At 41.1% G+C, this 17,332-nt stretch carries 15 protein-coding genes; 2 read left to right on the top strand and 13 right to left on the bottom strand.

Annotated elements, in window-relative coordinates; all coding sequences use genetic code 11:
- Positions 1-8: 8 nt before the first annotated feature.
- A complete protein-coding gene (locus Q8W26_RS05625) occupies positions 9-497 on the top strand; it encodes a hypothetical protein (protein ID WP_305472669.1) in 489 nt (162 codons plus the stop codon).
- Positions 490-1,341: a thioredoxin fold domain-containing protein gene (locus tag Q8W26_RS05620; protein ID WP_305472667.1), complete on the top strand. Its 852-nt coding sequence runs from the start codon at positions 490-492 to the stop codon at positions 1,339-1,341. The genes Q8W26_RS05625 and Q8W26_RS05620 overlap by 8 nt, the downstream gene beginning before the upstream one ends.
- A gap of 83 nt (positions 1,342-1,424) precedes the next feature.
- Here Q8W26_RS05620 and Q8W26_RS05615 read toward each other — a convergent pair whose 3' ends face one another.
- The 13 genes from Q8W26_RS05615 to Q8W26_RS05555 all read right to left on the bottom strand — a co-directional run bounded on the left by Q8W26_RS05615 (position 1,425) and on the right by Q8W26_RS05555 (position 17,270).
- A complete protein-coding gene (locus tag Q8W26_RS05615) occupies positions 1,425-2,159 on the bottom strand; it encodes a class I SAM-dependent methyltransferase (protein ID WP_305472664.1) in 735 nt (244 codons plus the stop codon).
- A gap of 66 nt (positions 2,160-2,225) precedes the next feature.
- Positions 2,226-4,043: an ATP-binding protein gene (locus Q8W26_RS05610; protein WP_305472662.1), complete on the bottom strand. Its 1,818-nt coding sequence runs from the start codon at positions 4,041-4,043 to the stop codon at positions 2,226-2,228.
- A gap of 8 nt (positions 4,044-4,051) precedes the next feature.
- A complete protein-coding gene (locus Q8W26_RS05605; protein ID WP_305472660.1) occupies positions 4,052-5,323 on the bottom strand; it encodes an ABC transporter substrate-binding protein in 1,272 nt (423 codons plus the stop codon).
- Positions 5,324-5,493: 170 nt separating this feature from the next.
- A complete protein-coding gene (locus Q8W26_RS05600; RefSeq protein ID WP_101213907.1) occupies positions 5,494-7,068 on the bottom strand; it encodes a dihydrolipoyllysine-residue acetyltransferase in 1,575 nt (524 codons plus the stop codon).
- A 53-nt stretch (positions 7,069-7,121) separates the two neighbouring features.
- Positions 7,122-8,099, bottom strand: a complete 978-nt coding sequence (locus tag Q8W26_RS05595) for an alpha-ketoacid dehydrogenase subunit beta (protein WP_101213906.1) — start codon at positions 8,097-8,099, stop codon at positions 7,122-7,124.
- Entirely contained in the window at positions 8,099-9,283 is a 1,185-nt protein-coding gene (locus Q8W26_RS05590; RefSeq protein WP_101213905.1) for a thiamine pyrophosphate-dependent dehydrogenase E1 component subunit alpha, read from the bottom strand. Before Q8W26_RS05590 ends, Q8W26_RS05595 begins: the two co-directional genes overlap by 1 nt.
- A gap of 331 nt (positions 9,284-9,614) precedes the next feature.
- Positions 9,615-10,643 (bottom strand): succinylglutamate desuccinylase, encoded by a 1,029-nt coding sequence (gene astE / locus Q8W26_RS05585; RefSeq protein WP_101213904.1) that lies wholly within the window; start codon positions 10,641-10,643, stop codon positions 9,615-9,617.
- Between the two features lie 164 nt (positions 10,644-10,807).
- Positions 10,808-12,187, bottom strand: a complete 1,380-nt coding sequence (locus Q8W26_RS05580) for a Gfo/Idh/MocA family protein (RefSeq protein WP_101213903.1) — start codon at positions 12,185-12,187, stop codon at positions 10,808-10,810.
- 130 nt (positions 12,188-12,317) lie between these two features.
- Positions 12,318-13,388, bottom strand: a complete 1,071-nt coding sequence (locus Q8W26_RS05575) for a phosphotransferase enzyme family protein (RefSeq protein WP_101213902.1) — start codon at positions 13,386-13,388, stop codon at positions 12,318-12,320.
- Between the two features lie 24 nt (positions 13,389-13,412).
- On the bottom strand, positions 13,413-14,300 hold the full coding sequence (locus tag Q8W26_RS05570; RefSeq protein ID WP_305472656.1) for an NTP transferase domain-containing protein: 888 nt from the start codon (positions 14,298-14,300) through the stop codon (positions 13,413-13,415).
- Between the two features lie 318 nt (positions 14,301-14,618).
- A complete protein-coding gene (locus tag Q8W26_RS05565; protein ID WP_101213900.1) occupies positions 14,619-15,002 on the bottom strand; it encodes a cytochrome c family protein in 384 nt (127 codons plus the stop codon).
- Positions 15,003-15,275: 273 nt separating this feature from the next.
- A complete protein-coding gene (locus Q8W26_RS05560) occupies positions 15,276-16,682 on the bottom strand; it encodes a YfcC family protein (protein ID WP_101213899.1) in 1,407 nt (468 codons plus the stop codon).
- 117 nt (positions 16,683-16,799) lie between these two features.
- Positions 16,800-17,270: a GNAT family N-acetyltransferase gene (locus Q8W26_RS05555; RefSeq protein ID WP_101213898.1), complete on the bottom strand. Its 471-nt coding sequence runs from the start codon at positions 17,268-17,270 to the stop codon at positions 16,800-16,802.
- Positions 17,271-17,332 lie beyond the last annotated feature (62 nt).

Here is a 17,332-nt window from a genome sequence, read left to right as displayed (position 1 = left end):
GCATAGTAATGACAAATATTAAAGTACCTATCATACTAACTTTAGCAATTGCGATATTGCTTGCTACTTATTGGCTGTCAAGCAACCAATCAACGAGCTCATTGTTGGAGTCCGAAAAAGTGCTTCACCACGACAGCCAAACTCCCCTATTGGAGAAAGAGATTGCTCTGCGCCCTAAAATTGATGTACCTGAAGCAGAAAATATTAAACAGCAATTAAGCGCAGTACAAGCTGAAAAAGCAGCTCAAGCGGCACGATTTCTCCCTAAAAAAGCGACAGTCGTGACCTTGTCAGTACAAGAAATGAGTCTAATCAAAGAGCAATCACAACTCAAGCAAGCAGAAATTGCCCTACTGATCTCAGAGTACAAGACTCACATAAACGACCAAGCTAAAGTGAAAGCGCTGCAACAACAAGTAAAACGGCTAACCGCTGAGTACAATGAGTTAATTTTACCTTTAGCGCTCAATGCCATGGCGGAAAAAAACAATGGTTAAGACAAACAGCACCTGTCTTTACAAGTTTTGGCTAACGATCACTTTACTTTTTACTTTTTCTGTCGCAGAACCAGTACAGTCGGCTAATTTCATTCCCACTGAGTCAGAGTATTACCCATTTTTAGTCAATGGCTGGGACCCAAAGCGAAAAACAGTTTTAGTCTTCAAAGACCCCTACTGCCCTTACTGTATTAATGCGATCTCGGATATTGAAAAATTAACCAAATTCAATGTATTTGTTTTTTGGGCGCCTATTTTAGGCGAACGAAGTAAACAAAGAGTTGATGATATCTTTCAGTGCCGCTCCCCTGTCAACAAAAGAATATTGGATGCTATGATGGTCCGTAAATCCCCTAACTGCGATCGTCCGATTAATCACAAATTAAAAGCATTAAATCAGCGGGTTGTTGATAATTACAATATCTTCGCTGTACCCAGCATTTTTATCTCAGGAAAGCAGGTTTCTTTGGCCCAATTAATGAAAGAGTCAAACAAACGTCCTGCAGTAAACGGGGTTCAGGTTAATTGGAAACGATTCAAGTTAATGCAACAAGACGCTAATCACGAAGCTAAGACGCTCGCCTTATTAATTCCTAACAACCACCCACAGGTACCAGCTCAGGTTGTCGACTCTTATAAACCTGAGTTTGTCTTTTTAGCCAATAAAGTCATAGAGCAGCGCCCAAGGTTTCTAAAATGTAAATCAGATAATTTGTTATGTTTAAGCTATCAATTGAATAAATACAAAGCAAAGTACCAAGAGTTCACTTTACTATTTGGCACAAGTATCAAACCTGAACGGCTTATGGTAATTGATCGCAACGGCAAGGTGAGTTACCCCTGAAAAGTAATACAGAGCACACCTAGCCTTATACCATTACCACTAATAACCTGATCTCTTAATTAATGGAATTAATAGTATTATGGCTATTCTATTTCCTTATTCATCGTGGCTACCGGATTAAGTAGTGGTTTTTGTTTAAATGCCCAGCGACGTTTCACTGGTGTTAAAGGGCGCACTAACTTCTTGGCCATAATACAATAAAAAGACCCAACCCCCGGTAAATTATAAGCCATGATTCGTTGTAAATATTTGGTGTGTTGAGGTTTTAATAACAAACTAGAATAGACAAGTTTTTGCTCTGCAATCACCTTATAGCCTAATACAGCTAGCCAATCCTTAACTCTCGACTTTGCAAAAAAACGCCCATTAAAGGGATACTTATGACCTAACTGCGGGTTTAAGCTCACTAAGCCCAAAGGACTGACAGGATTAAGCCCAACAATAATAATATGCCCACCAGGAACAGTGACTCGATTAATCTCACGAAGTAATTGATGGGGGTTATGATGGAAGTTTAAACTCAGAGTGAGTACACATGCGTCAATGCACGACTCTTGAAAGGGTAAACGCGAAATATCTGCGATTAAATCAGCGCCTCGCTCTGGTGCAACGGTTACTTGATGCTTTATTGGCGCACTACTCATATCAAGTTGACCACTTAGTGAGCCAATTTTCAGTAAATGATAGCCAAAAACACGCGATAGCCAAGGCGTTAACGCCTCCGTTACTTCTTGCTTTAGCCATTCCCCTTGAGCTAATTCCGTCCAATCACTCGGCGCAAGTACTCGGCGGTGGTTAAATGCAGGCTTTAAAATCACTATCGATAACCTTCTTATGTAAACCTTGTCTTAATCTATCATAAAACCTCGAATCAATAAAAAACACTACGACTTATCTCCAGAATGCGTTGGTACTTTTATCGTAAAGCATGTCCCTTGACCTATCACTGATGCCACAGTAATACTACCATTGTGCTGCTCCATAATCTGATGCGAAATTGACAACCCTAACCCAGTGCCCTGACCAACAGGCTTAGACGTATAAAAGGGTGTAAATATTTGCGACAGTTTTTCTGCTTCAATACCGCATCCATCGTCTGCAATCTCGATAACGACATCTTCACTAGTAAAATAAGTTTTCACCCTAACCTCACCATGATGAGTCATGGCCTGTCCGGCATTGACTAGGACATTCATAAAGACTTGATTAAGCTTCCCAGGGAAACCCATGACCATCGGCACAGGGCTCAATGACACCTTAACATCACAGCAATATTTTAACTCATTACTCACCATATTGAGCGTTGCGGTAAGTCCTTCATTAATATCGATGAGGCTCATTTCATCTTGCTCAACTCTGGCAAAGGTTCTTAAACTATCAACTATTTCTGACACACGCTTTATACCACCACTGCTACTATCAAGTAATGGCAGCATATCATCTAGGATATGAACAATATCTAGAGTGTCAGCTAGTCGCTTTTGTTCGGGTGCTAATTCAGGGGCGAGTGCTAATAGCTCATTAACACCACGGTGGTAAGTAAGGAGTGATGTGACGTAATCGTGTAATACCTCCAAATTACTCTTCACAAAACCAATCGGGTTGTTTATTTCATGAGCAACACCCGCTGCAAGGACACCAATGCTGGCCATTTTTTCAGATTGAATCAACTGGGACTCGCTGTCTTTGAGACTCTCATTAGTTTTTGATAACGCTAAATAACTCTCTTTTAATGCCTGTTCTCGTTCAATGACTCGCTTGGTCATCAAATTAAAAGTCTGGAAAAGCTCATTAAACTCCCTGACCTTTAAACCTTCATCAAGGACTCTCTGCTCTTCCCCGTTCTCAAGCCCCTTAGCGGCATTTGATAAAAGCACCACGGGCTGTACAAAGTATCGATAGCCAAATAAATAGGCAAAGAGCGTAACAACTAGAATAGCAGTGGTGATAATTAAGACTAGTTGAGTAACAATAGACTCAACTTCTTGTTTCTTGTAATGTTCATCAACTGTAAAACGAAACATAAGCCTCTGACTAGGCCAAGTGAGAACATATTCAGAGCCTTGACCAAGGGTGCCAAACTTCGTAAGCACCTTATTATTTTGAACTATCTCAATCGATAACCCAGCCAGGGGCTGAATTGATGCCCCTTGTTCATTAATATCCTGCAATGGAATATTGGCGATCAATACGCCTTCAACACTTTGGTTATAAGTAATGGACACTCCTAAACTCCAATAGGCTTGCCCATCAATTTCAATCACTTGAAAATCTGTACCTGATTGCTCTAACAAACCTAATACCCAATCAAAAGTGTGATATTCAACCGAAGTTGTTGCCTTATTTGCATGAATTATACGCCCTTCAAAATCGAGTAACGTTAGCTCATAAGGCTTCCCAAGCAAAGGCAACGTGTTCATATGGTCTTTAATCTTTCCAATATTCACCTCAGGTTGCATCAACGATTGGATCATCAATGGTTCTCTGGCGAGTTGTTGTAATAGCGTTAATCGATGTTGGATAAAGATTTGGTAACGACTAACGATAGAGGTCATCTCTCTATTGAGGATCTGCTCATTGCCTTGTTTCATTGTACTGACCACAACTGTCGCCACCGCAATAGTTATTGTTAATGCCAATGCAACACAACAGATAAAAACAAAACGAGCTAATGTAAATGAAATTGAGGGTGTGCGTTTCATTTAATCCCTTACTCAATCAAAATCACATCATTATTGTGATCAAAATACCCCATCGCATAATCCATCTCCCTGAGAGCTTCATGTGCATTAGGTTTTAATGGAGACCATCGCATAAAAGGCTTGGAGTAGCGTTTAATTAAACCATCAACTGGTTTATTTAAATTCTCTAATGCTAATTTAACCGCTAATTTATCCTGCTCTTTGTCCCCAGAGAGCCCTGCTTGTTTGATCGCGGCAATCAATATTTTAGTCAGGTCGTAAGCATGAACAAACCCTGTCACGGTTTTGATATCATCGCTAGAACGAACCTCGGGTAAGTGGCTTATCGCAACCTCTAATACCGAAGCGGCTAGTTCGCTATGAGGACGTTGCACAAAAGAAAAGCGAGTCTGAATAAATTGTAAATCTATCTTTTTGCGTTGTTGATGAGGAATAACCTCAGGAAAATCCCCACCAGTAATCCCCCAGTGACTCCTTATTGGTAAATTAAATTCATGTGATAGTTCAACCATTGCCTGAACAAACACTTTACCCTCGGGCGCATTGGCGACTAAGAAAATAACATCAGCGCCACTTTGTTTGATTTGACGTAAAATTAACTTGGCATGATTCTTACCAATACCCCAATTAAACCACGACACTCCCTTAGCTTCTACATTGAACGTTTTAAGAACATTAAGCATGTTTATCTCGTTGGAGCGCCCCCAGCCTGTATCTTCGAGTAATAAGTAAGGTCGTCGAAAACCCTCTTGATACGCTTTTTTACCGATAAAGCCACCAGCGCTTCTATCATCGATTGATAGCCGATAGATCCAGTTTTCGTTACTCTTACTGCGCGTGATCGGCCCCGCCGCAGCCCACGGATCGAGTAATAAAACCTGAGATTGATTAATAAAGTCTTTATGGGCTAATAAAGGGGGTGAATGCAAACCCGAAAAAACCACTAACGACTGAGGGTCATTTATAACCGATTCAAGGTTCTTTTTACTTCTGCGTGAATTTGCTCTGTGATCTTTAATTTCAACAGAAAATGTGTAATCAGCAATCCGGTGATTAACTTCTGCCAATGCAGTCTCTATACCTTGGCGAATCGAGTGACTTGACGTAACTGAGCCCGTAAAATCAGCATCTATCACGATCTTGTAGTGCGAGGGTTTAGCCGAAATGCTTTGAGACATGGCCACGTAACAAGCCAGTACAGCGACAAAAAGGAGCAGACGCTGGATGAATGAGCGCTTAGTGAGTAACAGCTGTTTACGTTGACTATCTATCTCCATCATCTTCCCTAATCCACTTTCGAGTTATTATTCCACGAACCAATTTAATAACTTACCATGTTTATCTTTGATGTCTATATCTGTACAGCAGTGATATTACCTTCCAATATGAGTAAAAAAGCCACTAACAAATGTAAGTGGCTTTATAATAAAACTTTATAGGGTCTTTGCCGTTACGACATAGCCATTAACATGGTATTTGGCTTCTCTAAATAAGACTTCCATAAATTACAAAAACGAGCAATAGTCCCCCCATCAATAACACGATGATCGCCTGACCAACTGACAGTCATTATTTGTCGTGCTTCAACTTCACCTTGCTCATTAAAACGAGGTAACTTTTGAACTTTACCTAAAGCAACAATAGCCACTTCAGGTTTGTTAATGATAGGGGTTGCGGTGGTACCACCTAAGACACCTATATTAGAAATGGTAATTGTACCTCCGCTTAAATCTTGTTGGTTTAAGCGGCCCGCACGAGCCGATTCAGTTAGGCGCGTTACTTCATTGGCAACCTCAATAATTGACTGGTTTTGAACACCTTTAATATTAGGTACTAATAAACCAATTTTACTATCGACCGCCATACCAATATTATGCTGTTGGAAGTAATGAATTTCATCTGCTGCAGCATTGAGCTGACTATTTAAAATCGGAAATTCTTTTAGCGCCAATGACATCGCTTTAATAAAGAATGGCATCAAGGTTAATTTAATATCTTGCTTAGCATATTGTTCTTTCAAACTTAAGCGAAGTGCAATTAAATCTGTCATATCAATCTCTTCACTATAAGTAAAGTGAGGAATCGTAGATACAGACTCAACCATTTGTTTGGCCATTGCGGCCTTAATCCCTTTGAGAGGTTCAATACGAACACCATCGACTGGCTCAGCGCTCATCGAGACATCCACAGTGGCAGGTACCGCCGTAGTAACTTCAACTTTAGCTGCTGATACACTTGGATTGTTATAGGCTAAAACATCTTCTTTATACACACGTCCATTTTTACCAGACCCAGCCACTTTGGTCAGATCAACATTCAACTCACGAGCAACCCTGCGCACCGCTGGGCTTGCAATCGCTTTATTATTGTTTTTTGTCACGTCTTGCTGGCTAGCTTGCGACTCAACAGAGACTATTGGCTCATCTGCTGGCACATTATGCTCTGTAGCAGAGCTAGCAGCCCCGGCAACTTGATAACTAAACAGTGGCGTGTGTACTTTGATGATTGCACCTTTGTCACAGAAAAGCTCAGTCACAACCCCCGACTCAACAGCCGGAATTTGTACCAAGGCTTTATCGGTCATAACATCGGCAACAGGCTGATCTTCTTCAATACTGTCACCCACATTAACTAACCACTCAACCACTTCACACTCAACAATCCCTTCACCAATATCAGGTAAGATAAACTGTTTTATTTCAGTGCTTGTTGAACTACTGGACTGTTGAACACGAGATTCATCACTTGCCACATCAAGAACCTCAGCAGGTGCTTGAATAACCTCACCTTCTGGTTCAATCGCATAAAGCGGCGAATGTACCTTAGCAATATCACCTTTCTGGTGATATAACTGTGTAATCTTACCATTATGCATTGATGGTATTTGTACCAATGCTTTATCCGTCATTACATCAGCAACAGGCTGATCTTCAGCCACTGTATCACCCTCTGCAACTAGCCATTCAACCAGTTCACATTCAACAATACCTTCGCCAATATCTGGTAATAAAAAATCTTGTGCCATTATTATTCCTTACACTTTCATTGCGAACTGCATTCGCAGGGAATTACTCAACATTAAAAATTAATTGACGCTTTAATTGCTTCAAAGATTTTTAGATGATCCGCAACATATTCTTTCTCTTGAATTAATGGATAAGGTGTATCCAAGCCACACACTCGACTAATCGGAGACTCAAGATGTAAGAAACATTTATCACTGATGGTTGCTGAAATTTCACCCGCAAAGCCACCCGTTAACGGTGCTTCATGGCTTATCAGTAAACGGCCTGTTTTAGTCACTGACTCAGCCACCGTATCAACATCCCAAGGTGCAAGCGTTCTTAAATCGATAACTTCACATGAAATACCTTGCTCAGCAGCCATTGCAGCTGCTTTTTCAATGATTTCCATCTGTGCACCCCAACCCAATAGGGTGATATCAGTACCCGGTGACACAACCTCAGCTTTACCCAGCTCGATTTGGTAGGCTTCCTCTGGTACTTCACCAATCGCTGCGCGGTATAAACGCTTAGGCTCGAAGAACAACACAGGATTGTCATCAGCAATACTGGCCATTAACAAGCCTTTCGCTTGATAAGGGTTACGAGGAACAACCACTTTAATGCCTGGGGTCCCTGTGAAATAGGCTTCTGGTGATTGAGAGTGATATAAACCACCGGCAATACCACCACCGTAAGGAGTACGAATAACCAAGGAGCCAACATCAAACTCATTACCACTACGATAACGAAATTTTGCTGTTTCATTCACAATTTGGTCAAAGGCTGGGAAAATATAATCAGCAAATTGAATCTCAGCAATCGGCACTGCCCCTTGGGCAGCCAAACCATTAGCAAAGCCGATAATACCTTGCTCAGTTAATGGAGTATTAAAACAACGATCTTTGCCGTACTTATCTTGAAGGCCACTGGTTGATCGAAACACGCCACCAAAATGTCCAACATCTTCACCAAAACATAACACACGCTCATTGTCAGCCATGGCAAGATCAAGCGCATTGTTAATTGCGTGTAGTAAATTCATTTCAGCCATTATTTAGCTCCCTTTGATGCACTAGGATAAGCACTTGGATATTTCGCGATGTGAGTTTCTAATTGTTCAAGTTGTTGTGATAGATGCGCTGGAACTTCGGCATACACATCAGTGACAAGCTCTTGTAATGATGGCGGCTCAATTTTTTCCGCCACTTTTAACTCCCGTAATACTTCTTCACGGTAAGCTTGGTATCGTTCACTTTCTTGTTCCTCAGTCCACCAACCTTGCTGTTCAAGCCATAGTTTAAAGCGTTGAACTCCGTCAATTTTAGCCCATAATTCTTCTTCATCTTTAGAGCGATAACCACTTGGATCATCCGATGTAGAGTGTGCCCCAAGACGGTAGCTCATTGCCTCGATCAAAACTGGTTTGTTATGAGCTAGCGCATATTTACGTGCTTCTTGTGTTGCTAATAAAACCGCTAAACAGTCATTACCATCAACACGAATAGTTTCAATACCATAACCCACACCACGTGGCGCAATACCATCACCCGCATATTGCTCATCTGTACTAGTTGAGATTGCATAGCCATTATTACGACAATAGAAAATCGCTGGGGCTTTTAAAACCGCAGCCATATTCAATCCCGCATGGAAATCTCCCTCTGAAGCAGCACCTTCACCAAAATAACACAACGTTAACGCTTGGTTACCTTGTAAACGCTGACCATAAGCATAGCCTGTTGCTTGTGGGATTTGAGTCGCAAGTGGTGACGAAATCGTCATGTAATTTAACTCATTAGAACCATAATGGATTGGCATTTGACGCCCTTTACCAAGGTCTTTAGCATTGGAGAACATCTGATTCATGAAGTTTGCGGTAGTAAACCCGCGATAGCGTAATGCCGCATGTTCACGGTATTGCGCCATAATCATATCGTGATCGGTTAAGGCCGCGGCACTACCAATAATTGATGCTTCTTCGCCTTTACACGTCATGTAAAAACTAATACGGCCCTGACGCTGAGACGCAACCATGCGCTCATCTAAAACCCGGGTAAATACCATGGTGTCATAAATTTTTAACGCAAGATCTTTATCTATCTCAGGTAATGCGGCGTTAGGGTAGATACTACCGTCTTGGGCGAGTACTTTTAGTGTTGGCACTTCTAAGGCATTTCCAGCAATAAAGTTCGCTTGATGGATCACGGCACCGACGTGTTGGTCTGGTCTGTTCATGATGGTCCTTGATTTATTGGATTACCGATCTTAATTAATTGGCATCACTTTAGTATTAATCATGATAAGTCAGCTTTCCTGTCTTATTTGAGTAAATTGCTATTACAAATCTATGACCCTGACGGCCTACTCGCATAACAACTCAATCAGTTAGCAACGGAGTTGCTTAACATTAAAGCCAGCTTATTTTTCTATCACTTTACCTTTACGTAAACGCTGAGACAAGATAATCGAGCCATTGAGACTTTAGTTTTAGCGACTAAAAAAAAAAGAACTGTAACACTAGGTTTACAGTTCTCTTCTTAACACGCTTTTAATGCAGGTGGAGCAGTTAGTTTGGTAACTCAGTCGGAACCACCATTAATACGGCTCTATTACCATTGGCTACATTCGCATTTGGGAAAACAATCGCCTCACCCTCTTGCTCTATTTTATACTGCTTCTCTCCTTCGCTAGCGAGTAAGAAGCCCACAGGGAAGCTTGTGAAATTAACAACATCATCAGCAAAGTAAAATTTAAAATCATCAGCGTGCTTATCAATTGCACGGTGCACTTTAAATAAATTGAAGTCGCTTTCATCATAGTTTGCAAGACCAAGTTCTTGTCCAGTGATCATTGCTTTTAATGTCTGTTCTATCTCAATAAATCGAGTCATGTCATTCTCACCAAATGGTCTAACTTTACCTAGCTCGACGGTGAAAGCGTGAGCACCAAATTGTGCGGAAGAGAAATAACTAAAAGTCGTTGTCGGCGCATTTGAAAGCAAAATAGTGTTAACACCACTCGCAAGCATAATTTGTAGCTGTTCTTTACAATAATCACGTTGCCCAAGATAAGGGTACACAGCAAATTTTTCATTTTTCGAACCTCGAATTGCTGTGTGTAAGTCATAATGAATTCGGCTAACATCAGCTCGCTCAGACTCATTATAAAAGCGAGCTACATACTGCTCTAATTTTTTTGCTCTGATGCGCTCACGGTTTATTAAACCCGGCGCTTTGGAATGCGCACCACTAAACAAACGGTTCATGTTTTCTTCGACAAAACGCTGACCAATATTCATCGATGCTGGATTACCAAATAAGAACATGACACGAGTTGTTAGTATTAATTCGCCAGTTAGGATTTGCGACACGAATTTATTACACAGTTCAATTGGGCCGGTTTCGTTCCCGTGAACACCACATGATAAAATGACGTCATGATTTTTTGCCTCTATTGGCTCAAAAACAATAACCCCAGTATCCCACACCGCAACCTGTGTTCCATTATCCAAAGTAAAGGATAACGGTTGTTCGATATCCCATTCGTTTTGACGTGTAAATGATAAGAAATCTTGACCTTGAAAATATGAAAACACGTATGCCCCTTGAGATAACTAACGATAATTACTGTCTAGTATAGCGTTTAAGTGAACCATTTTATATCTTGAGATTAGGCTAAAGTAGAATAAGTTGTTTATTTCTCATAAAAAAGCCGCGAGAGTATCGCGGCATCCATTAACTGCTGAGCAATGAGTATGAGTTAAGCACCAACTATTCCCAACGGCGTTGCATTTTTCCAAGCGCCACGAGTAAAGTCAGGTATATCAACAGATTGACTACGGTTATTCACCGATTGTGCACTCAATGGAGTAATAACCGACCATGCTGCGCCGTCATATACATCTTGATCAAGCGCTTCACCGTTGCGTAAACAATAAATCATGCGCCAGAACATCAAGAAATCCATACCGCCATGACCGCCATTACGTTCGGCTTCTTTACCCATCTTTTGCCATAAGGGGTGATCATATTTATCATACCAAGCGTCCATCTCATAATCCCACTCATGGAAATTACCACTGCCCCCTTCTTCCAATGCAATACGATTAGGGAATCCAGCAAACACACCATTAGTACCTTGAATTAAATTATGGCGCGAGTAAGGGCGTGGGGTCGTTGTATCATGTTGCACCATGATGCTTCGCCCGTTAACAGTTTTGATCAGCGTAGTGCTCATATCACCATTAATATATTTTAGTTGGTTGCGTTGATGATCCGCAGCAAACTCTCGTTTAGCATAAGCAGCACGCCCTAATGCAGGCGAACTCACCGAAGTTAAATAATCAAAACGATCACCACGGTTAATATTCATGTATTGCGACACAGGGCCTAAACCATGGGTCGGATAAAGGTTACCATTTTGTTTTGCGTGCCACTGTGTACGCCACGAGCCCGTTTTATGATCAATCTCTTTCATCTGCCAACGTAACTCATGGATATAGGCCGCTTCACCGTGCAATAATTCGCCAAACAGGCCTTGGCGTACCATATTAAGTACCATTAATTCATCACGGCCGTAATTGACGTTTTCCATCATCATACAGTTCTTTTGAGTACGTTCAGCAGTATCAACAATTGCCCACATCTCTTCAACCGTTACCGCTAGCGGCACTTCAACAAATGCATGTTTACCGCTTTCCATCGTGTCGATAGCCATGGGAGCATGCCATTTCCATGGTGTTGAAATAATCACGATATCAATATCTTGACGATTTAGCATTTCGCGATAGGCATAATCACCACCGCCATAAAGCGCAGGCTGTTGGTGGCCATTATCGGTTAAAAACTTCGAAGAGCGTTCAAGCACCTCTTGATGAGGATCGGCTATAGCGACAATTTCGGCACCATCAATATAGCTCATACGCTTAACATGACCATAACCACGCTGACCAACACCAATAAAACCAACACGTACTACATCCATTTTAGGTGCAATTAAACCAATGACTGACTGCCCTTGCTGCTTTGGCGTCCATATATTTGCAGATTGAGGGTTGGTGGTTGCACAACCAGCCACTAAACCAGCAGCAGCGGTAGCAGTAGCTGCTCTTAAGAAGTCACGGCGATTTAAATGTTTCATAACTCGTTCTCTAATTATTATTGTAATGGTATTGAATTAATGGAATAAATTGTATAGTGAAACTGGTGGCCAGCAAAGTAAAATACGCAATAAAAAAGGCAGCGAAGGCTGCCTTTTTGTTACTGAATATTTATTTCAACAATGCCGGTTTTAACACGGACTCTTTTGCCAACAGGCTCTGATAGAGTGCAAACTGATTGCGGGCTCTGTCAAGGTTATGCTCAGGGTATTTAATCGAGAAATAGTTATCACCATCAAGGTAATCAGTTAAAAAGCGCACGCCTATCATAAAACACATCACTTTTGCGCCCAGCCAAAAACTTTCTAATTCAGCGTCGGTTAACACATCTTTTAGTGGCGCGACATAGCCTTCAACAATGGCCTGAAAGATCTCTTCTCTTACTTCAACATTGGCTAAGTTAGTTGAGTCTTCAGCTTCAGGAGAACAGAATGTACGTACCATATCACCAAAATCAAACATCCAGTAGCCGGACATACAGGTATCAAGATCAATCACCGCTTTTGCTTTTTTGGTGGTCGTACAAAATAACATGTTATTAATTTTCGTATCATTGTGGCAAGCACGTAACGGCAAGTCAGGACACACTCTCGCTAGCTCATCCAGTAACGACTGTTGAGCGATACAAAAGTCAACTTCTGTTTGACAGCTAGCTAAACGAGCTACGTTATCAGCCAAAATCTTATCTTGCAGCTGGGAGACACGCATCGCTAAATTATGAAATTCTGGGATCACAGTAACTAACTGATGAGCGTCAAAATCATTAAGGGCTGCGGCAAACTGACCAAAGGCATTAGCAGCAATCGTAGCTTGTTCTGCGTTTTCAACGACATCTTCACTGAAACTACCGCCGATGAACTCTAGTGCTCGCCAACACTCATTATCCAGATCCACCAAATACTGATTATCTTTACTCTCAACATGCTTAATAATCTCTAGATTATATTGCGCATTATTGCGTTTTTCAGTTAAATGGGCTTCAATTTTACGGGCATTATTAACTAACCCTTGAACATCAGGGAATACTTGAGTATTTAGTTTTTGCACCACAATGCCTTTGTTACCTGACTGTAATAGCAGTGTGGTGTTAATGTGGCCATTACCAATTGGCTTAATGCTTATTCCGTCTTCGCCTAATCCATATTGCGTAGACAATGCGTTTGCTTGTTGTTGATACGTCATTATTGCTACCTGTAACCTGTACGGTTACTCCTTGATGTTCTTATATAGTTTCTGTAACTGCGCACTAACCTGTGCTAAATCACTACGATAGGTTATACCTAACCAAGAATCTTGAGCAGTTAGAACCCTAACTTGCTTTAACTTTTTATCAATTACTAACTGTATTTGGTCTGGTAAAAAAAACTCACCACCGACAGCGCTGTCATAATATGACAAAAAATGTGAAAAATTATCCGCCAAACGTTCCATCAATAAACTATCAATTCCCCAGATAGTCATTGATGCTAGTGCCGTTTGATCTACATTAACCGGCTGTCCACCACTCCCTTCAGGGAGCTCTCCGACAAGGCCTAACGGTGTCTGTGTTATATTTAGACACTCGGTCACTCGCTCAAGATAACCAAATTGGTCAACCTGACATAAACCTCGATTAACCCCGCCGCTTTGCGACAATGTATGCGTAATTGGGTAAGCTAGCATTGACCAGTCATCAGACTGTGCAATGTGCGACACTAATTGTTTAAATGCATGGCGTCCATAAAAATCATCAGCAGTAATCACAATCGCTTTTTCTTTAAAGAAAGGCTTTGCAGCCAATAAAGCTTGCCCTGTACCCCATGGTTTAGTGCGGGCCTGTGCTAAGCCAGCAAACTGCTTAGGAACATCTGTAATAGATTGAACCGCTAAATCAACAGAGATGCCTTTTGGCAATCGAGGTAAAACGAGGCGCTCAACATCTGCTTTTATCGCCTGGTTTATAACAAGAATGCAATGCTCAACCCCTGCCAGGTGGGCATCTAAAATGCTCAATTCCATGATGGTTTTATTTAAGCCATCAAGGGGCTCAAGTTGTTTACTACTACCAAAACGGCTACCTAACCCCGCCGCTAATACAATTAAACTAGGCGACAAACCATATCCCTTCGCAGTTATTGCTTATTTTAAAAGGCACACATTCTACAGGGACAATCTACAGATTAAAACCTTTACTCTAATTTTTTAACAGTTTTACTACCTTTAGCGGTTATATCGTCGATGAGTAGTAATAAAGGGGGGGTGAAGAGAACAAAGTACTTAACGCTCAATTGAGGTGATACCAAGTAAATTTGTAAGTGAGTTAAAAGTGAGTAACGCTTTCACATATTTCTAAGAATTAAACATAATGGATGTAAACACAATGAAACAAGGCAGTCATAGAGTAACTTCTAATGATACTGCCTTATTTAAAATCTATTTTAATGACTTAAGGTAAGCCAATAAATAATCTTGCTCTGCCGCATCCGTAATTTGAACATGACGCATACGAGTGCCCGGAACTAGAATGTCATTTCCAGCAATCCAACGACGCAGATTTGCTTCGGTCCAAACTAAGCCAGATTTACGTAGTGCATCTGAATAAGCGAAACGTGGTAGTGACGCAGATTTACGGTTCACCACCCCTGTCAAATCAGGACCAAAAGCATTTTTACTACTATCAGTGGAATGACACGCACTACACTTTTTAAAGATCTCAGCCCCAGCTGCTTGCATCATCACGTTGCTAGAATCTTTTGCTACCGAAGTAAAAGATACAGAAGCAGCAAGTACAACTAAGCCTAACATTTTTTTGTTCATTTTTATTCCCCTTTATATTACTAATTGCTCATTAACTAGTATATTCACTATTGCAATCAGCAGATGTAACTCTTAAGGATGAATAGGCATACCTACAAAGTATCAGGGCATAAAATAGTCAAACAATGGCTAAACTGTGCTTTGATTTACATCATATTCCATCGTAATAAATGATTTTTTTAGTCTCAAAAAAAAACCAACAGTACGAAGCACTGCTGGTTTTATCTCAATTGATATTTACCAAGAAAGCTGAATCACTTCCTTTAATGGTTTCTATCCAATTTGAGGCTGTACAGCCAAACCATAACCAAAGAATGTTGCCGCAATTAATACCAAGGCTGCCGCCGCCATTAGTTTAACTAACAGTGGGACACAAAACTTAAACCACTGGCTATATGGAACACCAGCAATACCTAAGATACCCATTAAAACGGCATTAGTCGGGACAATCATATTCGAGAAACCGTCACCAAACTGATAAGCCAATACAGCCACTTGGCGAGGTACACCCACTAAATCACCTAGCGGAGCCATTAATGGCATAGTGACATAAGCCTGACCCGAACCTGATGGAATAAACGTATTTAATAATGTTTGAATCACCAACATACCCACCGCTGAAATTTCAGCAGGCACATGAGACAATGGTAATGACAAGCCATGAACAATACTGTGTAAGATTTGGCCATCTTCTAGGATAAGCGCGATACCACGAGCCACACCAATAAGGATGGCTGTAGTGACGAGCTCTGATACACCGGTAATAAAACGGTTTGCCGCATCATCAGCTGACAATTTACCAATAAATGCAGTGAACAGACCCCAAGCAACAAAAAGACCACCAAGTTCATATAGATACCAACCCTTCGTAGCGATACCCCAAATAGCCACGACTAAGGTAATTAAAAAGCTAGCAAGCACCATTAAGTGACGTTTGTTCAATTTAGGGTAGTCGGTGGCAGGCTGACCACTTAATGGACAAGGGATTCCGACCATTAATGACTTATTAGGATCGTCAATCACACGTTGGGTATATTGCCAAACATGATGAACACCAATTAATACAAAAGGTAAGAAGATCGCTAAACGCAACCATAAACCTGAATAAACGGGTACCTCCGCAATTTGTTGAGCGATTAGTACGGTAAACGGGTTAAATGCAGAGACACCATAACCAATGCCATAACCGGCAATGATCATGCCCACTGCCGTCATTGCATCAAGTCGCATCGCCTTACAAAGCGCGACTAGTATCAACACAAAAGGAATATACTCTCCTGCGGTTCCTATCGTGCCTGACGCTAAAGCAAAAAAGAAAATAACAGCGAAAACTAATCGCTGTGGCGTTTCGCCATGTTTTTCAAGTAATCGACCGATAAGCGCATCTATTGTCCCTGTTGCTCGCGCAATCGCCAGCACACCACCGACAATCATAACAAAGAAAATAATGTCTTGAGCGGCAGCAAACGCACGAGGGATTGCTTTAAGAAAATCCCAAGGTGTTAGTACTGTTTTCTCATCAACGCTTGCATAAGTGCCGGGAACAACCACTGAGCGCCCATTGTCAGTTTGAACGGTTTCAAACGCACCTTGTGGTACAACCCACGTAGCAACAAGAGCGATAAACATCATCGCCAAAAGTAAAACCAGTGTATGTGGGACTTTAAACGACCTACCCATAAAATATCCTCTTATATTTGAAATTAACGATTTAATTTCATGTTGTAATTTTGCGTGAGTTTACTGATTGAGACATGAAATGTCGAACCCATTCACCTAAAACACCTGAGTTAAGGATTAAAGGGGATTAAAAAACATGATTCGCTGTGGGCCAGCAGGGCCATCAAGATAAAGCTTTCCTGTGTCTTGAAAACCGCCCCGTAAGTAGCATTCAAATGCGGCTGGATTTTTACAGTTTACCGTTAAGTAAAGACAATGATACTGAGAGTAGTGTGTGGAAAAGTAACAACCTAACGCGCTGACAGCCTGAGTGCCAATCCCCTGACCTTGCTTTGACTGGTCGATAACAAAAGAGCGCAACCCTATCGCGTTAGGGGAACAAAAATCATGCGTTAAACAATAATTGAGAACCAATTTAAAAAAACCCACAATCTGTCCTTTAAAGACAATGACAAAACGGTGGCAATCATTATTGTTATCGGCTAAAAAATCTTGAGATGTTTGCGCAAACTTAACTTGCTCAGGCGCAAGAAAAATCGCTTGCACTGCTGGAACATGTCCTTCATTTAATACTTCTATGGTAACCATTTCTATCTATCTAACCGTATTTAAAACAGCAGTATAACAACGATACAAACTATCAGATCGCT

This window comes from Psychrobium sp. 1_MG-2023 (assembly GCF_030689115.1).
GTDB lineage: Bacteria > Pseudomonadota > Gammaproteobacteria > Enterobacterales > Psychrobiaceae > Psychrobium.
Note: the sequence above shows the minus strand (reverse complement) of the source record. Positions and strands in the feature narration are given on the sequence as shown.

What these genes read in the sequence shown, in the direction of transcription:
- Q8W26_RS05600 (WP_101213907.1), bottom strand. Translation starts at nt 7,068, where the DNA reads ATGGCACAAGATTTTTTATTACCAGATATTGGCGAAGGTATTGTTGAA.
- Q8W26_RS05560 (WP_101213899.1), bottom strand. Translation starts at nt 16,682, where the DNA reads ATGGGTAGGTCGTTTAAAGTCCCACATACACTGGTTTTACTTTTGGCG.
- Q8W26_RS05610 (WP_305472662.1), bottom strand. Translation starts at nt 4,043, where the DNA reads ATGAAACGCACACCCTCAATTTCATTTACATTAGCTCGTTTTGTTTTT.
- Q8W26_RS05575 (WP_101213902.1), bottom strand. Translation starts at nt 13,388, where the DNA reads ATGACGTATCAACAACAAGCAAACGCATTGTCTACGCAATATGGATTA.
- Q8W26_RS05580 (WP_101213903.1), bottom strand. Translation starts at nt 12,187, where the DNA reads ATGAAACATTTAAATCGCCGTGACTTCTTAAGAGCAGCTACTGCTACC.
- Q8W26_RS05620 (WP_305472667.1), top strand. Translation starts at nt 490, where the DNA reads ATGGTTAAGACAAACAGCACCTGTCTTTACAAGTTTTGGCTAACGATC.
- Q8W26_RS05605 (WP_305472660.1), bottom strand. Translation starts at nt 5,323, where the DNA reads ATGATGGAGATAGATAGTCAACGTAAACAGCTGTTACTCACTAAGCGC.
- Q8W26_RS05555 (WP_101213898.1), bottom strand. Translation starts at nt 17,270, where the DNA reads ATGGTTACCATAGAAGTATTAAATGAAGGACATGTTCCAGCAGTGCAA.
- Q8W26_RS05595 (WP_101213906.1), bottom strand. Translation starts at nt 8,099, where the DNA reads ATGGCTGAAATGAATTTACTACACGCAATTAACAATGCGCTTGATCTT.
- Q8W26_RS05590 (WP_101213905.1), bottom strand. Translation starts at nt 9,283, where the DNA reads ATGAACAGACCAGACCAACACGTCGGTGCCGTGATCCATCAAGCGAAC.
- Q8W26_RS05625 (WP_305472669.1), top strand. Translation starts at nt 9, where the DNA reads ATGACAAATATTAAAGTACCTATCATACTAACTTTAGCAATTGCGATA.
- Q8W26_RS05565 (WP_101213900.1), bottom strand. Translation starts at nt 15,002, where the DNA reads ATGAACAAAAAAATGTTAGGCTTAGTTGTACTTGCTGCTTCTGTATCT.